At 52.9% G+C, this 18,662-nt stretch carries 17 protein-coding genes, 1 tRNA gene and 3 pseudogenes; 15 read left to right on the top strand and 6 right to left on the bottom strand.

Annotation, left to right across the window (positions count from 1 at the left end; translation table 11 throughout):
• Together AC2FH9_RS19740 and AC2FH9_RS19735 are read right to left on the bottom strand one after the other, a co-directional pair.
• A partial coding sequence (locus tag AC2FH9_RS19740; RefSeq protein ID WP_496872704.1) for a formate--tetrahydrofolate ligase occupies window positions 1–293 on the bottom strand: 293 nt, incomplete at its 3' end.
• A gap of 187 nt (window positions 294–480) precedes the next feature.
• Window positions 481–1,416 (bottom strand): LysR substrate-binding domain-containing protein, encoded by a 936-nt coding sequence (locus AC2FH9_RS19735; protein WP_496694612.1) that lies wholly within the window; start codon window positions 1,414–1,416, stop codon window positions 481–483.
• 238 nt (window positions 1,417–1,654) lie between these two features.
• On the opposite strand from AC2FH9_RS19735, the gene AC2FH9_RS19730 reads away from it, so the two are divergent.
• From AC2FH9_RS19730 to AC2FH9_RS19710, 5 genes are all read left to right on the top strand, one after another.
• Window positions 1,655–2,608, top strand: a complete 954-nt coding sequence (locus tag AC2FH9_RS19730; protein ID WP_496872703.1) for an ABC transporter substrate-binding protein — start codon at window positions 1,655–1,657, stop codon at window positions 2,606–2,608.
• Between the two features lie 82 nt (window positions 2,609–2,690).
• Window positions 2,691–3,719 (top strand): quaternary amine ABC transporter ATP-binding protein, encoded by a 1,029-nt coding sequence (locus tag AC2FH9_RS19725; protein WP_496872702.1) that lies wholly within the window; start codon window positions 2,691–2,693, stop codon window positions 3,717–3,719.
• Window positions 3,719–5,701 (top strand): ABC transporter permease, encoded by a 1,983-nt coding sequence (locus AC2FH9_RS19720; protein WP_496872706.1) that lies wholly within the window; start codon window positions 3,719–3,721, stop codon window positions 5,699–5,701. Before AC2FH9_RS19725 ends, AC2FH9_RS19720 begins: the two co-directional genes overlap by 1 nt.
• A gap of 1 nt (window position 5,702) precedes the next feature.
• Complete coding sequence (locus tag AC2FH9_RS19715; RefSeq protein ID WP_496872700.1) at window positions 5,703–6,074, top strand: cupin domain-containing protein; 372 nt, start codon at window positions 5,703–5,705, stop codon at window positions 6,072–6,074.
• Window positions 6,071–8,470 carry a trimethylamine N-oxide demethylase gene (locus AC2FH9_RS19710; RefSeq protein ID WP_496872698.1) on the top strand — a complete coding sequence of 800 codons (2,400 nt, stop codon included), beginning with the start codon at window positions 6,071–6,073 and terminating at the stop codon, window positions 8,468–8,470. The genes AC2FH9_RS19715 and AC2FH9_RS19710 overlap by 4 nt, the downstream gene beginning before the upstream one ends.
• Window positions 8,471–8,881: 411 nt before the next feature.
• Here the strand turns inward: AC2FH9_RS19710 and arsJ are convergent, their stop codons facing one another.
• From arsJ to AC2FH9_RS19695, 3 genes are read right to left on the bottom strand one after another with little or no spacing between them, the layout of a single operon-like run.
• Complete coding sequence (arsJ, locus tag AC2FH9_RS19705) at window positions 8,882–10,141, bottom strand: organoarsenical effux MFS transporter ArsJ (RefSeq protein ID WP_496872697.1); 1,260 nt, start codon at window positions 10,139–10,141, stop codon at window positions 8,882–8,884.
• The gene (locus tag AC2FH9_RS19700; protein WP_496699568.1) at window positions 10,138–11,136 is read right to left on the bottom strand and encodes an ArsJ-associated glyceraldehyde-3-phosphate dehydrogenase; all 999 of its coding nucleotides are present in this window, start codon (window positions 11,134–11,136) and stop codon (window positions 10,138–10,140) included. The genes arsJ and AC2FH9_RS19700 overlap by 4 nt, the downstream gene beginning before the upstream one ends.
• A complete protein-coding gene (locus AC2FH9_RS19695) occupies window positions 11,133–11,966 on the bottom strand; it encodes an arsenate reductase/protein-tyrosine-phosphatase family protein (protein ID WP_496699566.1) in 834 nt (277 codons plus the stop codon). Before AC2FH9_RS19695 ends, AC2FH9_RS19700 begins: the two co-directional genes overlap by 4 nt.
• Before the next feature lie 176 nt (window positions 11,967–12,142).
• Here AC2FH9_RS19695 and AC2FH9_RS19690 point away from each other — a divergent pair.
• The 5 genes and pseudogenes from AC2FH9_RS19690 to AC2FH9_RS19670 all read left to right on the top strand — a co-directional run.
• A tRNA-Thr gene (locus AC2FH9_RS19690) sits at window positions 12,143–12,218 on the top strand.
• A 143-nt stretch (window positions 12,219–12,361) separates the two neighbouring features.
• Window positions 12,362–12,445: pseudogene (locus AC2FH9_RS19685) on the top strand (IS6 family transposase); the annotation flags it as partial.
• Between the two features lie 41 nt (window positions 12,446–12,486).
• A complete protein-coding gene (locus AC2FH9_RS19680; protein ID WP_496872708.1) occupies window positions 12,487–12,633 on the top strand; it encodes a hypothetical protein in 147 nt (48 codons plus the stop codon).
• Window positions 12,578–12,694, top strand: a pseudogene (locus tag AC2FH9_RS19675) (IS5/IS1182 family transposase); the annotation flags it as partial. The gene AC2FH9_RS19680 and the pseudogene AC2FH9_RS19675, both read left to right, overlap by 56 nt.
• Window positions 12,690–12,815, top strand: a pseudogene (locus tag AC2FH9_RS19670) (IS3 family transposase); the annotation flags it as partial. The pseudogenes AC2FH9_RS19675 and AC2FH9_RS19670, both read left to right, overlap by 5 nt.
• 8 nt (window positions 12,816–12,823) lie before the next feature.
• Here AC2FH9_RS19670 and AC2FH9_RS19665 read toward each other — a convergent pair.
• Window positions 12,824–13,024 carry a hypothetical protein gene (locus AC2FH9_RS19665; protein WP_496699577.1) on the bottom strand — a complete coding sequence of 67 codons (201 nt, stop codon included), beginning with the start codon at window positions 13,022–13,024 and terminating at the stop codon, window positions 12,824–12,826.
• Window positions 13,025–13,229: 205 nt separating this feature from the next.
• Between AC2FH9_RS19665 and AC2FH9_RS19660 the strand changes: the two genes are divergently transcribed.
• The 5 genes from AC2FH9_RS19660 to AC2FH9_RS19640 all read left to right on the top strand — a co-directional run bounded on the left by AC2FH9_RS19660 (window position 13,230) and on the right by AC2FH9_RS19640 (window position 18,322).
• A complete protein-coding gene (locus AC2FH9_RS19660) occupies window positions 13,230–15,257 on the top strand; it encodes a galactosyltransferase-related protein (RefSeq protein ID WP_496699564.1) in 2,028 nt (675 codons plus the stop codon).
• A gap of 81 nt (window positions 15,258–15,338) precedes the next feature.
• On the top strand, window positions 15,339–16,160 hold the full coding sequence (locus tag AC2FH9_RS19655) for a hypothetical protein (RefSeq protein WP_496872694.1): 822 nt from the start codon (window positions 15,339–15,341) through the stop codon (window positions 16,158–16,160).
• Between the two features lie 83 nt (window positions 16,161–16,243).
• Window positions 16,244–17,023, top strand: a complete 780-nt coding sequence (locus AC2FH9_RS19650; protein WP_496699561.1) for a sulfotransferase family protein — start codon at window positions 16,244–16,246, stop codon at window positions 17,021–17,023.
• Between the two features lie 186 nt (window positions 17,024–17,209).
• Complete coding sequence (locus tag AC2FH9_RS19645) at window positions 17,210–17,866, top strand: hypothetical protein (protein ID WP_496872691.1); 657 nt, start codon at window positions 17,210–17,212, stop codon at window positions 17,864–17,866.
• Between the two features lie 192 nt (window positions 17,867–18,058).
• On the top strand, window positions 18,059–18,322 hold the full coding sequence (locus AC2FH9_RS19640) for a hypothetical protein (protein ID WP_496751120.1): 264 nt from the start codon (window positions 18,059–18,061) through the stop codon (window positions 18,320–18,322).
• The last annotated feature ends 340 nt before the right edge of the window (window positions 18,323–18,662 follow it).

The raw sequence follows: 18,662 nt of genomic DNA, 5'->3' as shown, positions 1-18,662 counted from the left end.
GCCTCACGGATACAGATCATCGCGTTCTTGCCGATCCGGTTCAGACCGTCACCCAGACCCACAGTCGTCGTCGTCTTGCCCTCACCCGCAGGCGTCGGGTTGATCGCCGTCACCAGAATCAGCTTGCCGTCCTCACGGCCCTGAACCGAATTGATGAAGTCCTGGCTCACCTTTGCCTTGTCATGGCCATAGGGCAGAAGATCAGCAGATTCGATGCCGATCTTCGCACCAATCTCCTGAATCGGCTTCTTCTTCGCCTCACGCGCAATTTCGATGTCAGATTTATAGCTCATTGGGTTTCGGTCTCCCTGCATAAAATAGGCCAATAGTATTCCAACCAGAACGGCAAAGAGCCGAGCCAGATTCGCATATATTTTTCTTTAAAGTAAATATTTATTCCCTAGGGTCAATATACGAGTTTAACACTCCCTGAAAGTGCTACTCGATTCATCATTAGGAAACAGAGGCTGGCCACAGCGATCAGGCGTATCTTTTCCGACCCGCGCTGAGACCAAGCAACCAATCTTCAACGATGCGCTGCTCTGGGAAAGCTTTGTGAAGAGGCCTTTTTAACAGGTAGTATCCGGACTGTGTTCGCACTGATGCGCCCAGAACCGGTCTGACCAAAGTGCCGCTTTCAAGCAAAGGATCAACAAGATGGGCCCAACCCAATGCAATTCCCAGTCCATCGACAGCTGCTTGCACTGACAACGGATAGGTATTGAACTCCACTGCCTGTTCCATCGAGGACGTCGATACCCCATTGCCACTGAACCAAGTGCGCCATGTCATCCACTCTGCATGGCCACTGGCCACTTCAATAAGGTCCAGTTCCGGCAGCGCAGATATATCTGCCGCTTTGGGGTTGCTCTTGAGATACTCTGGGCTGCAGACCGGAAATACGGTTTCTCCGAACAAAAGCTGTGCCTCGTATCCCGGCCAATCGCCATCTCCACGCAGGATCGTCAAGTCCATCGAATCCGACAGGCACTCTGCGTCGCTGTCAGAAGAGACCAGCGAAATACGGATGCGGCCATTTGATTTGTTGAACTTGCGAAGTTGCGGCATCAGCCAAAGAGAAGCAACAGAGTTGGTGGCGGAGATCGATACCGTGTTGGCCTGATGTTTGGCCAGCATATCCCGGCTGACATCCCGCATCAGGTCCAGCGACTTCTCCACGGTTGCCAGCAGGATGGCCCCTTGTTGGGTAAGCGAAACAGAACGGTGCCCTCGCACAAACAACGGCACATCATAGTGTTGCTCTAGCAACCGCACTTTGCGGCTGATCGCCGTTTCAGAGATGTTCAGAACCTTACTGGCCTGCGCAAAGCTCTGCGCCTTTGCGGCAGCTTCAAACGCCAACAAATAGTCGAGCGGCGGAAGGACTTTCCCTGTGACTGAAGTTTTCTTTGGCATTTCAGAGCGGATTCCCGAACTGGACGTTATAGCGATCGAAAAACATTTGGCCTCATCTGCTGGCAATCGATCAGGCAACTAATTGTTAAGATAGCAAAAAGTCGTGTTAGCCTCAAGAATTTATGGTCAAAGACCCTCAAATTTCTGTTCTGCGTCTGGGGCGATTCTGCGCAGAATGCACAAATTCGGGGCCGGAAGAGTCCACAACCTAAAAATGAACATCACTCAGGGAGCAAACATGAAACTTACAAACCTCCTTTCTGCTGCAACTTTGGCAGCAGTAGCGGGAACAGGGGCGACTGCAGAAGACAGCAGCGACCCGATCGTGATCCCAATTCACAATTGGTCCAGCCAGATCGTGATGTCGAACGTTGTCGGCCTGATCTTTGAAGAGATGGGCAACAACGTCGAATACGTCACCACCGACAGCCAGGCGGTCTATGAATCGGTGCGCCTGGGCGATGTGGCGTTGGAGATGGAAGTCTGGGAAGGCGCGTTTGGCGCGTCCTACAGGGCGGCATTGGAAAAAGGTGGCCTGCATGACGCAGGCGATCATGACGCCGTTACACGTGAGGATTGGTGGTATCCCATGTGGACCAAGGAATCCTGCCCGGGCCTGCCAGATTGGAATGCATTGAACGACTGCGCACACCTGTTCGCGACAGCCGAAACCGGCGACAAGGGTCGGTATCTGGATGGTCCAGTTGACTGGTTGAAGCATGGTAAAGAACGCGCCGAAGCACTTGATCTGAACTTTACCGTGATCAATGCGGGTTCCGCCGCAGCCCTTTGGGCCGAGATTGGCGCGGCTGAGGCCGACAAAACGCCGGTACTGGTTTTTAACTGGACGCCAAACTTTGCCGAAGCCGTCTGGCCTGGTGAGTTCGTTGAGTTCCCAGCATGGGAAGACGGATGCGACAAAGACCCAGCCAAGGGTCCTAACCCGAATGCGTTGTATGATTGCGGCAACCCCGCCAAAGGTTACCTGAAAAAGGCAGCCTGGGATGGTATGAAAGACAAATGGCCTGCCGCGTATTGCGCCCTGACCGAGATATCTTTCACCAACCCGCAGATTGCTGAGATGGCGAAGCTGGTCGATACTGATGAGCTTGAACCGGAAGAGGCAGCCGAAGAATGGCTGGACGCCAACCGCGCCGTCATTGATCCTTGGATCAGTGCCTGCAGTACATAATCCGGTTGCATCCACCGAAACTGGCGCGGCCTTGAACATCTCAGCGATGCAAGGCCGCGCTCAACACGAAAGAAAGGCAGCCATGTCCGCCTCAGCGCCTGTCATCTCAGCCAAAAACGTCTGGAAACTGTTTGGGCCCTCGCCAGAGAGCTATCTGAAATCTCTGGCCGCTGGCCGCAGTTTCGATGAGATCCGCGCGGATGGGTACATCGCCGGTGTCAAGGACGTCTCGATTGAGGTCGCTCGTGGCGAGATGCTGGTCATTATGGGCCTGTCAGGATCAGGCAAGTCGACGCTGGTACGTTGCTTTTCGCGCCTGCACGACATTACAGGCGGAACGATTGAGGTTGAAGGTCAGGACATCATGAGCCTGAGCGAGCGCGATCTGATTGAATTGCGCCGAAACAAGATGGGCATGGTGTTTCAGTCTTTCGGACTGCTGCCACATCGCACGGTTTTGGACAACGTGGCCTTTCCGTTGGAAATGCGCGGACAAGATCGTCATGATCGGCGCGAACGCGCGCTGGAAGTCATCAAGTTGGTGGGCCTTGAAGGTCGGGAAGAATACTTCCCACGGGAATTGAGCGGCGGCCAACAGCAAAGAGTGGGAATCGCCCGGTCGCTCGCCATTGAACCCGATATCTGGTTTCTGGACGAGCCATTCTCGGCGCTTGATCCACTGATCCGCCGCGAAATGCAGGATGAATTCCTGCGATTGCAAGAGATGCTGGGCAAAACCATCGTTTTCATCACGCATGATTTTGACGAAGCGCTACGTCTGGCAGACCGGATTGCAATCATGCGCAACGGCGCGGTCGAACAATGTGACACCCCCGACAAGATTGTGATGAACCCTGCCACCGAGTACGTGGCCAAGTTTACCGAAGATGTCGACAAGGCCCGGGTCGTACATGCCAAAGGCCTGGCAAAACCTGTGAACGGTCATGCCTTGGAGGGCGCACCAATCAATGGTGGATCAACCATTCACGAACTGGCGCGGGTTCTTGTCAACGACAACCGCATTCTTTTGCCGGTGGCGGATGACAAAGGCGTTGTCACCGGTGTTCTGGAACGTGACGCCGCATTGAATGTTCTGCTTGGAGCTGAATGATGGCGGCGCTGTCCACCGAAGTACCGGACACTTCAGACGGGACGTGGGGAAAAGCCAGAGTCCTGACTACACTGCTGGCCGCCGCCTTCGTGCTGATCGTTGCCAAAGCTGCCGGAGTTCTGCCCGAATGGCTAAACCGCATCCCCGAAGCCGCGATTCCGCCGACGGCGCAGGTTCTGGATGCAGTCTTCTACTTTATCCAAAATGATCTTGGCCTGATCTATGTCACACGATTTATCGCCGAAGGTCCGCTCGAGTTCCTGCTGGATACGTCAGCGAACCTTCTGGAAGGCAAGCGCCGTTGGCCCAATCTAGGTCCGATCCCATGGTCCGCAATCGCCGCAGTGGCAGCCGTCGTCGGCTACGCCGTAGGTGGTTGGCGTCTGGCCGCATTAGGCGCGGGAACCTTCATCTGGACGGCCGCGATCGGGCAGTGGAAGATCGCCATGCAGACGATGTCTGTCATCGTGGTTGCCGCACCGCTGGCGTTTCTTTTGGGCTTGATACTAGGCATCGCCGCCTGGAAATACAGCTGGTTCGAGCGGATGCTGAAACCCATGCTGTCCGTGCTGCAAACCCTGCCCTTCTTTACGTATCTCTTGCCAGCAGTGATCTTTTTTAAGGTCGGACCGACAGCTGGGGCCGTCGCAACAATTACTTTTGCCATCCCGCCGATGATCCTGATGACCACTCTGGGCTTGAAAAAAGTCAGCCCCGAAGTGATCGAAGCAGGCCAGATGTCTGGATGTACCAAATGGCAGATGTTGCGCCACGTCTACGTTCCAGCCGCGCGGACCGAGGTTCTGGTCGGCGTCAATCAGGTGATCATGTTGTGTCTTGCGATGGTTGTTCTGACCGCCTTTATCGGAATGCCCGGTCTTGGCGCGAAACTGCTGGCGATGATGGGTAGTTTCAAGCTGGGCCGTTCTTTCGAGATTGGCGTAACCATCGTCCTTCTGGCTGTCACGTTGGATCGGATGTCAAAGGCCTGGGTCGTCAAACAGCCAGTGCACTTCGAACGCGGCACCCCGTGGTGGAAGCGCCACCAGATTTCGCTGGTCGCACTGGGTCTGTTTGTTGGGTTCACTCTGCTGTCTCAGGTCTTCCCGATCCTGGCCGAAATTGGCCGCAAGCAGCATCTCAGCCAGGGCAAAGAAATCGACGTGGTTATCAAGTCGTTCCTGGCCATCGACATGATCAAAGGGACAACCGAATGGTTACGCTGGTTTCTGAACGTCAAGGTTCTGATTCCATTCCGGAATACGCTACTCGCCATTCCAACTCCCGCGTTCATCCTGCTGGTTGTTTCCTTTGCTTATTGGGTTGGTGGCCGAAAGCCGGGCATCTACGCAGCAGTCTTCTTTACGATTGTCGCGTTCTCGGGCTGGTGGGATCGGTCGGTTATTACTTTGTATACCGTGATTTCGGCCGTTGCGCTGGCAACCATGATCGGTATCCCCCTGGGCGTTGTCGCTGCGCGGTCCGCGCGTTGGTCCAAGAGCATTTTGCTGGCTTGCGACACTGCGCAAACCTTCCCCAGCTTCATTTACTTGATCCCTGCGATCATGTTGTTCGGGGTCAATGATGTCGCGGTTGTGTTCTCGATTCTGATCTTCGCCGCCGTCCCGCTGATCCGGTACACTATTATTGGCCTCAGCAACGTGCCGCCGGAAATGACCGAGGCAGCAGATATGTCCGGCTCGACCCGCCGGCAAAAGCTCATGTCGGTTCAGTTCCCTCTGGCGCTGCCAACTATGGCGGTCGGGTTTAATCAAGCCATCATGTTCGCCTTCTTCATGGTCATTATCGCGGCCTTCATTGGAACGCAGGACCTGGGGCAGGAACTTCAACGAACTCTGGCAGGTACCGAACTGGGCAAGAACTTTGTGCTCGGCATGAATGTCTCGCTGATGGCGCTTACCTTCGACATGGCGATTAGCAGTTGGGCTGATCAGCGCAAAAAGCGGTTGGGGCTCGACTAAGATGGCCCAACAGCAGAGCGCACGCACCGTTATCCGCTTCGATGACCCCGGATTTGTCCGGATGCGGATGGACGGCCTGCCCGATGCGCAGGTCTGGTGGAAGAATGTCAGTTTCGATGAGGCAACCGGACAAGGCAGCTATCTGATGAAGATGGCGCCAGGCACACGTTCGAACCCTCATGTCCATTACGGGCCGGAAGAGTTCTTTGTGCTTGAGGGCGATCTGACCGACCACGACGGGTTTCGATATCGCAGCGGCGATTTTGTCAGCCTTGCTGCCGGGTTCAGCCACTATTCGCGAACCGAGGCGGGATGCCTCTTGGTGGTCACCCATCGCGGTGCAACCGAAGCCATTCAGGAAAACACACTATGAATGTGAAGCCGGTCTTCGAAGTTCCATTCGAACGCAGCGGGGTTCTGGCCCCCGGCCTTCCGATCCTGCCGCATGGAACGGAACGCCACCCGATCCCCGGAATGGGGTCGCGCGCGGTACCGGTGTCCAAGGGCGATACCATCACGCTGCTGGATCGCGATGGGATGCAACCGGCTGAGATGGTCTTCTTTTCCCCTGACCGAAGCTCCGATGCAGCCATGCTGGGCACACAGGGGCATGGACGGCCCGAAGGTTTGATCGCAACCCTCGCAAATGGATCAGCATCTGGCAAAAAAGTTCTGCGTGCATTGGAAATCGCGGGCTTCGACATCGGAAAAGGCGACGCAATCCGGGCATTCGCTGACGGGTCACTCCCCGGCGACATGGTGCATTTCGTGGCAGAAAGCGATGGTCTTTTGATTGTCGCTGCACCAGGCAAGGCTATGCGCCCCGAGGACAACAACCCTCCTACGGATATCATCTTGTACATCCAGCGCTCAGCGCCCGGATTGGAAAAGCCCGATGTCGGACCACCCGATCCGCTGGCCGATCCGCTTAAGGATTTCAATATTCAGCCGGGAAATGCGCACTCATATGAAGTGAAGGCCGGTGAATTCATCCAGATCGTCGATAATCGTGGCCGAGAGTGTTCCGATTTTCAGGCCTTCAGCCGCCGCGCACTGGATCAGGGGATCGAGCGTGAAATCGACCCGACAACAACACGCAGCCTGATGGGCAGCTTGTATCCTCAACCCGGGATTTTCTCAAAGTACTGGTCAGTAGATCAAGAGCCTCTGATCGAAATCGTTCAAGATACCTGTGGGCGCCATGACACGTTCGGTCTGGCCTGTACGGCGCGATATTATGAAGACCTTGGCTATCCCGGCCATGTGAATTGTTCGGACAATATCAACAAGGATCTGGACCAATATGGCATCAAGCCGCGCGGTGGCTGGCCAGCGATCAACTTCTTTTTCAACACGATGCTGGATGACACCAACGCCATTGGCATGGACGATCCGTGGTCGCGACCCGGTGACTTCGTCCTGCTGCGCGCCCTGACCGATCTGGTTTGCGTCAGCACGGGCTGTCCCTGCGATATCGACCCGGCAAATGGCTGGAATCCAACAGACATTCAAGTGCGAACCTATAAGGCGACCGAGGAATTCAAGCGGTCCTATGGCTATAGAAAATCTGCGGAGGCGGATGTGGAAGAAACTAAGAAAACAGCATTTCACGACTGCTTTGCACGGCACACCCGTGATTTCGTCGAATACAATGGCTATTGGCTGCCCAACACGATGACCAATCATGGCGCGATTGCCGAATATTGGGCTTGCCGGGACAAGGTTGCTGTCATGGACCTCAGCCCGCTGCGCAAATACGAAGTCGTGGGACCTGACGCCGAAGAACTGATGCAGCTTTGCGTGACCCGCAACATGAAAAAACTGAGCGTTGGTCAGGTCGTTTATACCGCCATGTGCTATGAGCACGGCGGTATGATCGACGATGGCACCGTCTACCGGTTGGGTGAGACGAACTTCCGCTGGATCGGTGGGAATGACACCAGCGGGTTGTGGCTGCAGGAACAGGCGCTCAAACGCAATATGAATGTCTGGGTGCGCAACTCTACGGACCAGTTGCACAACATTGCAGTTCAGGGGCGGCATAGCCGCAACATACTTTCCAAGATATTCTGGACACCGCCTCAGCAACCAACGATCGACGAACTGCCGTGGTTCCGGCTTTCGGTCGCGCGGGTTGGTGATGTGCAGGGGACTTCTGTTGTAATTTCTCGGACCGGCTATTCCGGAGAGCTTGGGTATGAAATCTTCTGCCATCCCAAGGATGCCGTCGAAATCTTTGATCGTGTCTGGGAGGTGGGCCAAGAGTATGGCATTGCGCCTCTGGGCCTGGCCGCATTGGACATGTTGCGGATTGAGGGCGGTCTGATCTTTGCCGGGTCAGAATTCGACGATCAGACCGATCCGTTCGAGGCCGGCATCGGCTTTACTGTGCCGCTGAAATCAAAGACCGACGACTTCATCGGGCGGGCGGCAATAGAGGAGCGCAAGTTCCACCCACACCGCAAACTGGTTGGATTTGAGATCGAAGGGGGTACGGTCCCCTCACCCGGTGACTGCGTGCGCGTTGGGAAAGCGCAGGTCGGAGAGATTACCAGCGCGATGAAATCACCCATCCTCGGCAAGGTCATCGCTTTGGGTCGGGTTTCGGTTACCCATGCCATCGTTGGAGCGGACATCGAAATCGGGCAGCTGGACGGCCAACAAAAGCGGTTGAAAGCCAAGATCGTGCCATTCCCGCATTTCGATCCAACAAAGGATCGTGTGAAGGGAATGTACGCAGAAGCGACGGTTCCGAACGCTGCAGAATAGCCACGGTGGTGTGACATTAACTTCTACCCGACCAAGGAATGCTGATGCTCGGACCTCATGCAACTCGAGTGGTGGCTTTCCAGGTCAAATGCCTCTGGGCAGTGATATCGGATTGTTAAGACTGAGCGGTCGGCCACGAACCACTGCAAGCCTTATTGCTTGGGTACCAATCAAAACAGTCTTTTGCTTCAGTGAGCTTTCGAACGCGTGGCTTTGCGCGCTTCCCGAGTGTGCCACTGAGATTTTGAAACAACAAATTGGATCCGCTGAAATGCCCAGCGGCATCGCCAACAAAGCGTTTCTACCGGATAGCGTAACATGTAGGGGCTAATTCCACTTGTCCCGTCACAGAATTCATCCGCAAAAATTGTGAAGTCCATGCCGCATTCGCGAGCAAGCTTGGTGAGAATGCTAACCCACCGCCAAACGGTCCTGCATCCTGTCCGAGGCCATCGCGGACAGAGCGACCATTGTTGCGGCTGTTCCCAGAACCATTGCCAAACCACCGATCTGGTAAGTGAGGCCAGACAGCACTGTGCCCAGCAATCGGCCGGCCGCGTTGGCCATGTAATAGAAACCGACATCCATCGTGACCCGCTCGGCCTGAGAAAAGGACAGGATCAGATAGGAGTGCAGCGAGGAGTTCACGGCAAAGATCACTCCAAAGATCAGCAAGCCGATCACCAGCGTAATGGTCAGCCAAGTGGCGGGCCCCGAGGATAAGGCCACAGCGACGGTCAGGGCGGCAGGCACGCAGAACAGGGCTACGGCCCAATCGCGCGCGGCGCGGATCAATTGGGGCTCGGACCGGTCAGAGGCGCGCAGGATCTTCGGGGCGCTGGCCTGAACTGCGCCGTATAGGATGATCCAGGCCGCCATGAATGTCCCGATCATGAAAAAGGCCGCTCGGTTCCCGGTTTCGGACCCGTCGGACAATACCGCATAGAAATAGATCGGAATCCCGACCACAAACCACACATCGCGCGCGCCAAACAGAAACATGCGGGACAAGCACAGCCAGTTGATATTGGGGGATTTCGAAAAAACCTCAGAGAATTTTGCGCCCTTACGCCCTTTGGGCAGGCCCGGCGGCATGAATAGAACGACCGCGATCATGATGACGCCCAGCACCATAGCCATGGCCAGCACCGCCCAGTTAAAGCCAAACGTGGCCAGCAGACCTCCACCCAGCAAAAAGCCCAGCCCTTTGACCGCGTTCTTGGACCCGGTCAGCAGGGCAACCCAGCGAAACAGGCCGCCATCCTCGGTCGGGGCCAGCAGTTTCACGGCGGATTTCGAAGACATCTTGGCCAGATCCTTGGCCACGCCGCTGGCACCCTGAACGATCATGACAAAGGCCACTTTAGCTGGAATGGCCCAATTAGGGTCTAGTTGAGTCAGCAGCAGCAACGCCCCCACCTGCAGGCCAAGCCCCGCATAGAGCGTCGAGGTCAACCCGAACCGAGCCGCAATCCAGCCCGCCGCCAGATTGGTGCCGATACCGGCAATTTCATACAGAACAAACAGATAGGCCAGCTGGACCGGCGAGAAGCCCATCGTATGAAAATGCAGCAGCACCAGCATACGAAGCGCGCCGTCGGTCAGCATGAATGCCCAATAGGCTGCCGTGACCGCGATATAGGCGGACAACCCTTCGGGCTTCTGGGTCACAGCGCGGCTCCGACCATGAGCGCGACGTCGACCAGACGGTGCGCGTATCCCATCTCATTGTCATACCAGGCGTAGATCTTTACCTGGGTGCCGTTCACCACCATGGTCGACGGGGCATCGATGATCGAGGAGCGCTGGTCATTGGTATAGTCTGTCGAGACCAGAGGGCGGGTCTCATAGCCCAGAATACCCTTCAAATCTCCATCGGCGGCTTCTTTGAAAAACGCGTTGACCTCTTCGATGGTTGTTTCCCGCTCCACTTCGAACACGCAATCGGTCAGCGAGGCATTCAGCAACGGCACCCGGACCGCGTGGCCGTTCAACCGGCCTGTCAGCTCGGGGTAGATCAGGGTGATTGCCGTGGCCGAGCCGGTGGTGGTTGGGATCAGCGAATTCAGGGCCGAGCGCGCGCGGCGCAGGTCTTTGGCGGGTCGGTCCACGATGGTCTGCGTATTCGTCACATCATGGATCGTGGTCATCGACCCGTGCCGAATGCCCAGATTTTCGTGGATCACCTTGACCACCGGCGCCAGGCAGTTGGTGGTGCAGGACGCAGCCGTCACGATGTGATGCGCGCTCGGATCATATGTACCTTCGTTCACGCCCATCACGATATTGGCGGTCGGGCCATCCTTGACCGGTGCCGAGACGACAACCTTCCTGACGCCTGCATCAAAATATGGCGCCAGCTTGGTCTCGGTTTTGAAGGCGCCGGTGCAGTCAATCACCACGTCGACCCCGTCCAGTGGCAGCGCGTTCAGGTCGCGGGTACCGACAAACGGCAAGCGCATACCCTCTATGGCGACGCTGTCTTTGTCATAGTCAAAATCTGCTTCCCAGCGGCCATGAACCGTGTCGAATTCCAGCAAATGCGCGTGCATTTCTGGATCACCGATCCCGTCGTTGATCCAGGCAATCTTTGCGCCTTTCTCCAATAGTGGTTTCAGGGCCAGCTTGCCCATCCGGCCAAGGCCATTCACGGCGTAGGTTGTCATGTCATGTCCTCGTCAGATGTTCTGGCAATATCGTCGACAGCAGATTGCAACGCGATCCGGTCGAGGCTTTCGACCGGCAGCGAGGTAAAGGCCTCGATCCTGCGCCTGAGCGAACCATAGGCGTTCTGGAAGGCCAGGCTTTTTTCAGCCTTCGTGCCTGTCGCCATGACCGGGTCGACCACACCCCAGTGACCGCTGATCGGCTGGCCATCCCATGCCGGGCATTCCTCATTCGCGGCCTGATTGCAGACGGTAAAGACAAAATCCATCTCGGGCACGTCAGAGGTGGCAAATTCTGACATATGTTTCGAGCGCAGAGCCGAAACATCATGCCCTTTGTCCTTAAGGACCTGCACCGCTATAGGGTTGAGCCCGGATGAAGGCTGCGTTCCCGCAGAATATGCGTTGAAACGCTCACCCGCCAGCGCGCGAAGGATAGATTCAGCAAATATCGAACGGGCGGAATTGCCGACGCACAGGAAAAGAACGTTATATTTTCGGTCCGCTGATCTGTCGCTTTCCCAGCCTGACGGGATACAGATTTCGGGGCGTCCGCGGCAGCAATCGTTCAGTAGGTAATCCAGCATCTGCTGCACATTCTGCATCTCGATCGAGTAGAGCAAAGAGGTACCAGACCGATTCTGCCGGACTAGCCCCGCCTGTCGCAACGCGTTCAGATAGTTCGATAATGTGTTGGGCTTTATCCCCAGCCCCAAGGCAAGCTCTCCGGCCGGGACAGCGTCAGGAAAGCGCCGCATCAACATGCGAAACACTGAAAGCCGTTGCGGGTGACCCAAAGTCGCCAGTTGTTCTGTTGCTTTAATATCCATATTTCATGAATTATGGAATTATACGGTTGAAGTCAACCCGGTTACGTTCTCCAGTGCGAACCGGACCCTCTATGAGCGGTGATAACGAAATGCGGAAACAGGTGTTTCTGAGGTCAGAAAACCCGGGGTTTCACCGCTTGCAAGCACCCGCATGAGGGTTTAAACGAGCCTCGCTTGCCTCAATAGCTCAGCTGGTAGAGCAGGTCCTTCGTAAGGACAAGGTCGGGGGTTCGAGTCCCTCTTGAGGCACCATTTACTTTCAGAGGTCGGCAGAAATCGCAAACCCTCGAACGTAGAGTGATTTCTGCAGTTCGAAGGGTTTTGTCCCGTCAACTTGCCATTTGGATTCTCACACCCGTAATTGGACGAAGGTGACATCGAAGAAGCCATCGCCGATCAGCTACAATCGCCACGGCTCTCCTCGGCAGATCATCGCACATGCGGTGTGGCTATACGTTCGCTTCAATCTGATCCTGCGTAACGCCTTGGTGTTATGTAAAAAGTGGTGAGCCGTGCAGGAGTGGACCTGCCCAAAGAAATCAACGACTTAGGTCGTGTTGACAAAAGGGATTCACAGCGCCCGCTGATCGTGATTCAAGCCGGTATCTGCGATGGAGGCCAGCTTGGCAAGAAACCTAATGTCGGACGAGGAGTGGGCGTTTTTTGAACGGTTCATCCTTGCAGTCCGTGCCCCGAACGGACGCAAACCGATCAACCACCGCCTTGTTCATCCTGCGAGGCACACCTTCCTATATCCGTTCAGACAACGGCCCTGAGTTTGTTGCACGGGCCGTTCGGGACTGGATTGCCGCTGTCGGCGCCAGGACGGCATACATCGAACCGGGATCAACCAGCGATCACAGGTTGAAGCTCAAATCGGCAGATGGAAACAGGTTATAGGTGATGGCCTGCAAGCGCGTGATTTTGGCCGTCAAATCGCCGAAACGAAAGTAGCGGCAAAGGCGCTCAACCGCATGACAGGTCTCGGTCGTGCGATGTATGAGCGCGTCATCTGAAGTGATGGAGTAATGGGTAAACTCGCCTAAGTCATGATCCATGCAACAAAGCCTGACAGAACCAAACATAGTCTTGCAGGTGTATTGTAAAGCTCGCTAGAGTTCGATAGGTGCCAGCAAGAGCTTCGGGGTTGTGGGTTAGTTTGCAAGATCCGCAGTCGGGGCAGCTACAAAATTTACATAATGTCAAAATACCAATAAATGACATTCAGTGCGAATTTATGTTGGACTATGCGCGGAAAGCGAAATGAATACTTCAAAAATAAAATTGGATACTCTTCAGGCGTCTCTAAAGGATAAACCGTCAGACGCAAGAGCTGTCTTTCAAAGTATGGTTCGCACTCAACTGTCAAAAAGGAATTCTAAGTCCAGAGAGGATATTGCATCGACTTTTGTCGGACTACTTCAGCGCCCCAAACTACGAAATGAACTGCCAAGAGTGGCATCTTCTAACAAAGGATTTGTGACCAACTGCGACGTTCAAAAGGGTGTTTCATTGGTTACATGCTGCATGAATAGAAACGCACATTTAACTGAAACGATTCCGACTTGGCTAGCCCATGATGAAGTCGACGAAGTTGTCATAGTTGATTGGTCTTCTACGTATCCGGTTTCTGTCACGTTGAGAGACGCCGGCATTGAAGATTCGAGGATGCGAATAGTAAGAGTTGAAGACGAAGGGAGTTGGATACTTTCGCACGCTTACAACCTTGGGTTTCGAGCGACCTCCAGGTCAATAATTCTCAAAGTAGACAGCGATGTGTTGCTCAGCTCGACATTTTTCGAAGAAAACGATTTAGCCGAAGGACTCTTGATTGCAGGCAACTGGAAATCCGCAGCCGAAGGACAATCACATGTGAACGGGCTTTTTGCCGTTGGTCGAGATCAACTACTTGCCGTCAACGGTTTCAACGAACGGATTGTTACGTACGGTTGGGATGACGATGATCTTTATGAACGCCTCACGCAATCGGGCGTTCCAAGGCAAGATGTAGCATCACAAACAATCCGCCATATCGATCATGAGGATATCGGACGTATTGCACCTTCCCAGAAGGAGTTTTTGTGTGCATGGGATGAGATTGAGACTCTTCCCGCATTCTGGATATGCTTAAACAAGATGCTCACGACATCGGCGTCGCCTTGGGACACATCCACTCCTATGTCCAGTTTCAATCTGTTGACAGAAGGCAGTGGGATGACGACAGTAAGGCGAAGCCAGCCTTTCGGCGTAAATCCATCCCTCATTGGATCACGAACTGAGCGGGCAGAAGCCGCAATTCAAGCCCTGGAAACTAGGCTGGGTTCCTCGGTAATTACGGCGCCGTTGCCGACCGTAGACAATGTATTTGCGACCTTGAATCTCAGCGAAGCAATTTGGTCTGTTTCATCTAACGCTGATGACCTAGTGTCCCTGCCGAAGCCTCAGAAACACATTAACACTCGGCATAAGCTAATCATCGATGCTCAACACGGTTTGGGAAACCGTTTGAGGGCAATAGGATCGGCTGCAGCCTACGCTGAATTGACCTCGCGCGAACTTGTCATACGCTGGATTCGGGATGAGCACTGTGACTGTGACTTTTCTAGCCTGTTCGAATTCGATGGAGCTGTTGAAAGCGATTCAAAAGAAAATTTTGAGAGCGCGCTGAAGCTGGATTTGATGGACAAATCGATCAGAGAGTCCTTTCTATCGAAACCGAATATTAACAAAGCACAAGATGTCTTGGTGAAATCAGCATATCGAATATTAGATGATCGTTCTACGATAGAACGAGAACGGGAATTTCTCCGCGCCTTGAAGCCAACCAATCCAGTTCAAGAGCTTATAGATTCCGTGAGGAATCCAAATGATATCTCCGTTCATATCCGTATGAACGGGGGTACATCGAAAGGTCAGGCCGAAGACGTTCCCGGGAATTGGACAAAGTCTGAAGAAGAAGACGCAAGGCGGGCCCGAGGCAGATCTCACTATGGGTACTTTTTCAAGCGACTAGACTCTCTCTTAATAGACACCAGTAGCCTCCGTATTTTCCTTGCTTCAGACAACTCTGAGGCATATGAGGCTTTCGTTGCGAAATATTCTGACAATGCGGTATGGCTTCCTAGAACCGACTTCAGCCGGTCAGAGGATCAACTAATTTACGGTCTTGCAGACATGCTATTGCTCGCTCGCGCCCCTATACTGTTAGGCAGTGGTTGGAGCTCATTCACTGAAGTGGCCAATTATTTTTCGTTAGACCAAAGGCTTGAGATTTCAGGAGTGGATTTTTGACCCAACCAGGCGCGCGCAATACTTTCCCAAGGCAGCCAGATTCAGAATCCGAGCAGTGCTTTCTCCAGCCATGGTTTCCAAATGAGTGATGCAGAAGTAAGAGACATTGCCCTCGGGCAGGTAAAGTCGATGTGCCCCAATAACGGCATGACTTCAGTTGTAATTATCGAAGGATACAAGCCTGCTGACTGGTCTGTGGCTTACCAAAAGGCAGGTTTCGCTAATGTTGCGATCACAACATTTGATCAACTGAACGAAGTGATTTCCCAACAAGGCGAGTTTGAGCCCGCACATCGAGTAATTCATGTAACTGCTGGAGTTCCAGCAGACTCACTATACGAAGCTCAGAGAAGTGTAGAAACCATAACAGAATACGCCGACTTTGTCATTTTTTCACCTCAACCAAATTCATTTCAATTGACTGAAAGTTTGATGATTTCATGGCCAAGCTTTTGGGCAGTTCTATTCTTGGTTGAGGATTTTTACCTTTTCGATCCTATTCGACCCGCAATCTGGAATGAAAATTTCAGCGATTGGGATGCGCTGCAGAGCACCGTTGTATTCGCAAAAAATTCGTCCACCCAAGTTGAAGATTGCTTTGCAGAATGCCCACATTCACGCGTTGTGGATTATGTGCACCCGTCAATAGTCGAAATGAATATAAGAGAAATTGACCGTTTGGAAAGTTTTGTATCGAGGAATTCATTAAATTTGACAAGCGCCTCACGCGATATCTACTTTTATTTACCAAGGCGGTATAGAAGTAAAGAATATGAACGCAAAATCCTACAAGAGTCCACGAAATGGTGGCATGTAGCACTGTGTTCACCTTGGCGTTTCTCCTATTGGGTAGACCTTCGAAGGGTGCAGAGAAGGAGGAGGCGTCAGAATAGTGGTACCTGAAAATTGTGGGGATCTATTTGTATCAGAGTTTTTTTCTATCAATCGGCTCATGTAATGTTAAGGGTCAAGAGGAAGGATGAAAGATGAGCTTGAGAATCCATGAGAATTTTATTTACTTGGAAAGTAAAAAAATTGCTTTTGGCTATGTGCCGAAAGTTGCATGCACGAATTGGAAAATTGTTCTTCGAAGGCTAATGGGGCATGAAGACTTTAATCGAAAGGACATAGCGCACAATAGAGAGAAATCGGGGTTTCACTTTCTTGACAGAACAGTCAAAGAAGATTTCGAAGTGCTGAGTAACGAAGATGTCAAAAAAATAGCATTTGTTCGCGATCCATATTCTCGCATACTTTCGGCCTATTTGAACAAGTTTGATAGCATTAATAGACGAATAGATTCACCCAAAAGCAAAGACTATTTCGACTTAGTTTTCGATGATGTTATCAGGTTTGAAAGATTCGATAGGCCAAAAGGTTTCCGGGCCAGGATTGCAAATTACATCTACGCTCCGAATACGGTCAATTTTCTTACGTTCTTGGAATGGATTAAAGCGAAGAGGAAGGGATCGTTTTATGCAAACGATGAACACTGGACACCGCAGTGTGAAATTTTGCAGCATCCAACTGTTAAGATTGATTTTCTAGGTCGTTTCGAGAATATGGCCCACGACGCAAAAATCGCCTTACACCAAATGGGTGCAGATTTCGAATTTCCAACGCAAGCGGATGTCGGATTTAGCCCAACTAAAGCTGACGAAAAATTGAAGCGGTTTTATGCCAAGGAACACGTAGATTTGGTTAATGAACTTTTCTCCCGTGATTTTGATGTCTATGGTTACCCACGATGGGATGAGCGTGGCTGACACACTCGGTACTCTGTTATCTTTCTCTCGATGCCATTTGTCTTTGCCAGTGAAATTGTCAAAGCATTGCAAAAACTTGCTTGCTCGGTCTGCTATTGCTACAGAGTACCTAAAAATCGTGAAACTTAGGAGTGTCGGCGTGCCACTGGAATTGTATCGACCTAGTAGCATTTTTCCCGGTAAATCATGAGAGCTTTGCTGTCGAAGAATCTTGTCGCGTTGTCCAAGCCAAGATGTGGGTCAACTAGTCTCCGTCGCATGATCGACCCTCACCTTGCCCCTGGGGATATTGCCGTTGATACTGCCGGGCAGCTTCCATCGCTGCATCCTCATATCACAGGTCCATTTCTTGCCCAATATCTGTGCGAACGGAGGCACGATGTTTCAAAGTTATCTTTCATAATTACAGTTCGTGATCCAATCGAGATGCTCTGGTCATATTGGAAATATTTCAAACCAGATATTTTGTGCCGATACACCTTCACAAATGGCTGGGATGCTTCAGCACCGCTTGATTTTGAAACGTGGGTATGTACTGGCAAGCTTGCTATACGAAAGGAATGGTTGGAGCTCGGGCCGAGCTGGATATCGGTGGAAAACCTTTCGCCACTTAGCCTAGAGGCGCGTGCCGCGGGTTCGAACGGGGAGTTGATGGTAGACCACATCTTTCGCTTGGAAAACGCAGCTGAACTAGCAAAGTTTTTATCCGAGGTCATCGGTACCAGAGTTTCAGAGGTTCGTACGAATGAATCATACGACAAGAATCTACCAAAATTGGGGTGCGAATCTCGAAATCATATTAGATGTATGTTCCCTTTAGAATCCCAATATTACGGTGTTTAGCTTGTTCTTTTGGAACTTTGTTGAACAAAAATGCCGTAAGGGACTCACTGCGTGAATCCATCGTTAGGCGCGCAGTGGAGTATTGTGAAAACTCGGGAAGTATTGTTTCGGTCTCACGGCAGTAATCTCCATAGTTGATTGTAACGGTGGCTGCGTGAGCTGAGGGAGGCCTTCCCTGCCCGGCGGGCTGCGTTGCTGGAGGCGCTTGAGTGGTTTGATTTTGATGCGCTGCTGAAGAAGGGTTTTGAGGCAGAGGTTTCCGATATCCAGATCGCGCGGAAGCATGGGGTTGATGCCAATTGGATACAGGAGCAGAGGCGCAGGTTGGGGTTTCCGGCTCATGTGGGGCATCCAAGCGAAGCGGAACTGGTTGAGGTCTTTAAGAAGGCGGGGCGGAATTGTTCCGAGGCGGCTAGGCGGCTGGGGATGGATCGTGCGACGTTTGCCCGGCGGTGAGGTGAGGGATCAGTGCCTGGGCAACGACGAGCGGGTTGGTTGAACGACATTGAGCGCGCGTTGAAGAGGGCGCGGCACTGTCGAACGCGCGCATCTCGTGATCTTTCGCGTCAGACGGAAATTTCATGCCTCAGCGGCTTGACTTTCCACGGCAACTGCGCTCCTTAAGGGAGAGCTATGAAAAATCGTTATACTATAGGGCCTCATTCTCTGACTGATTTATTGATTCAACTGATCACGGAACCATGAATCGAATTTCTGACTAGGTCGTGTTGACAAAAGGGATTCACAGCGCCCGCTGATCGTGATTCAAGCCGGTATCTGCGATGGAGGCCAGCTT

The sequence above is a fragment of the Ruegeria sp. CDSC081 genome (assembly GCF_059610485.1).
Note: the sequence above shows the minus strand (reverse complement) of the source record. Positions and strands in the feature narration are given on the sequence as shown.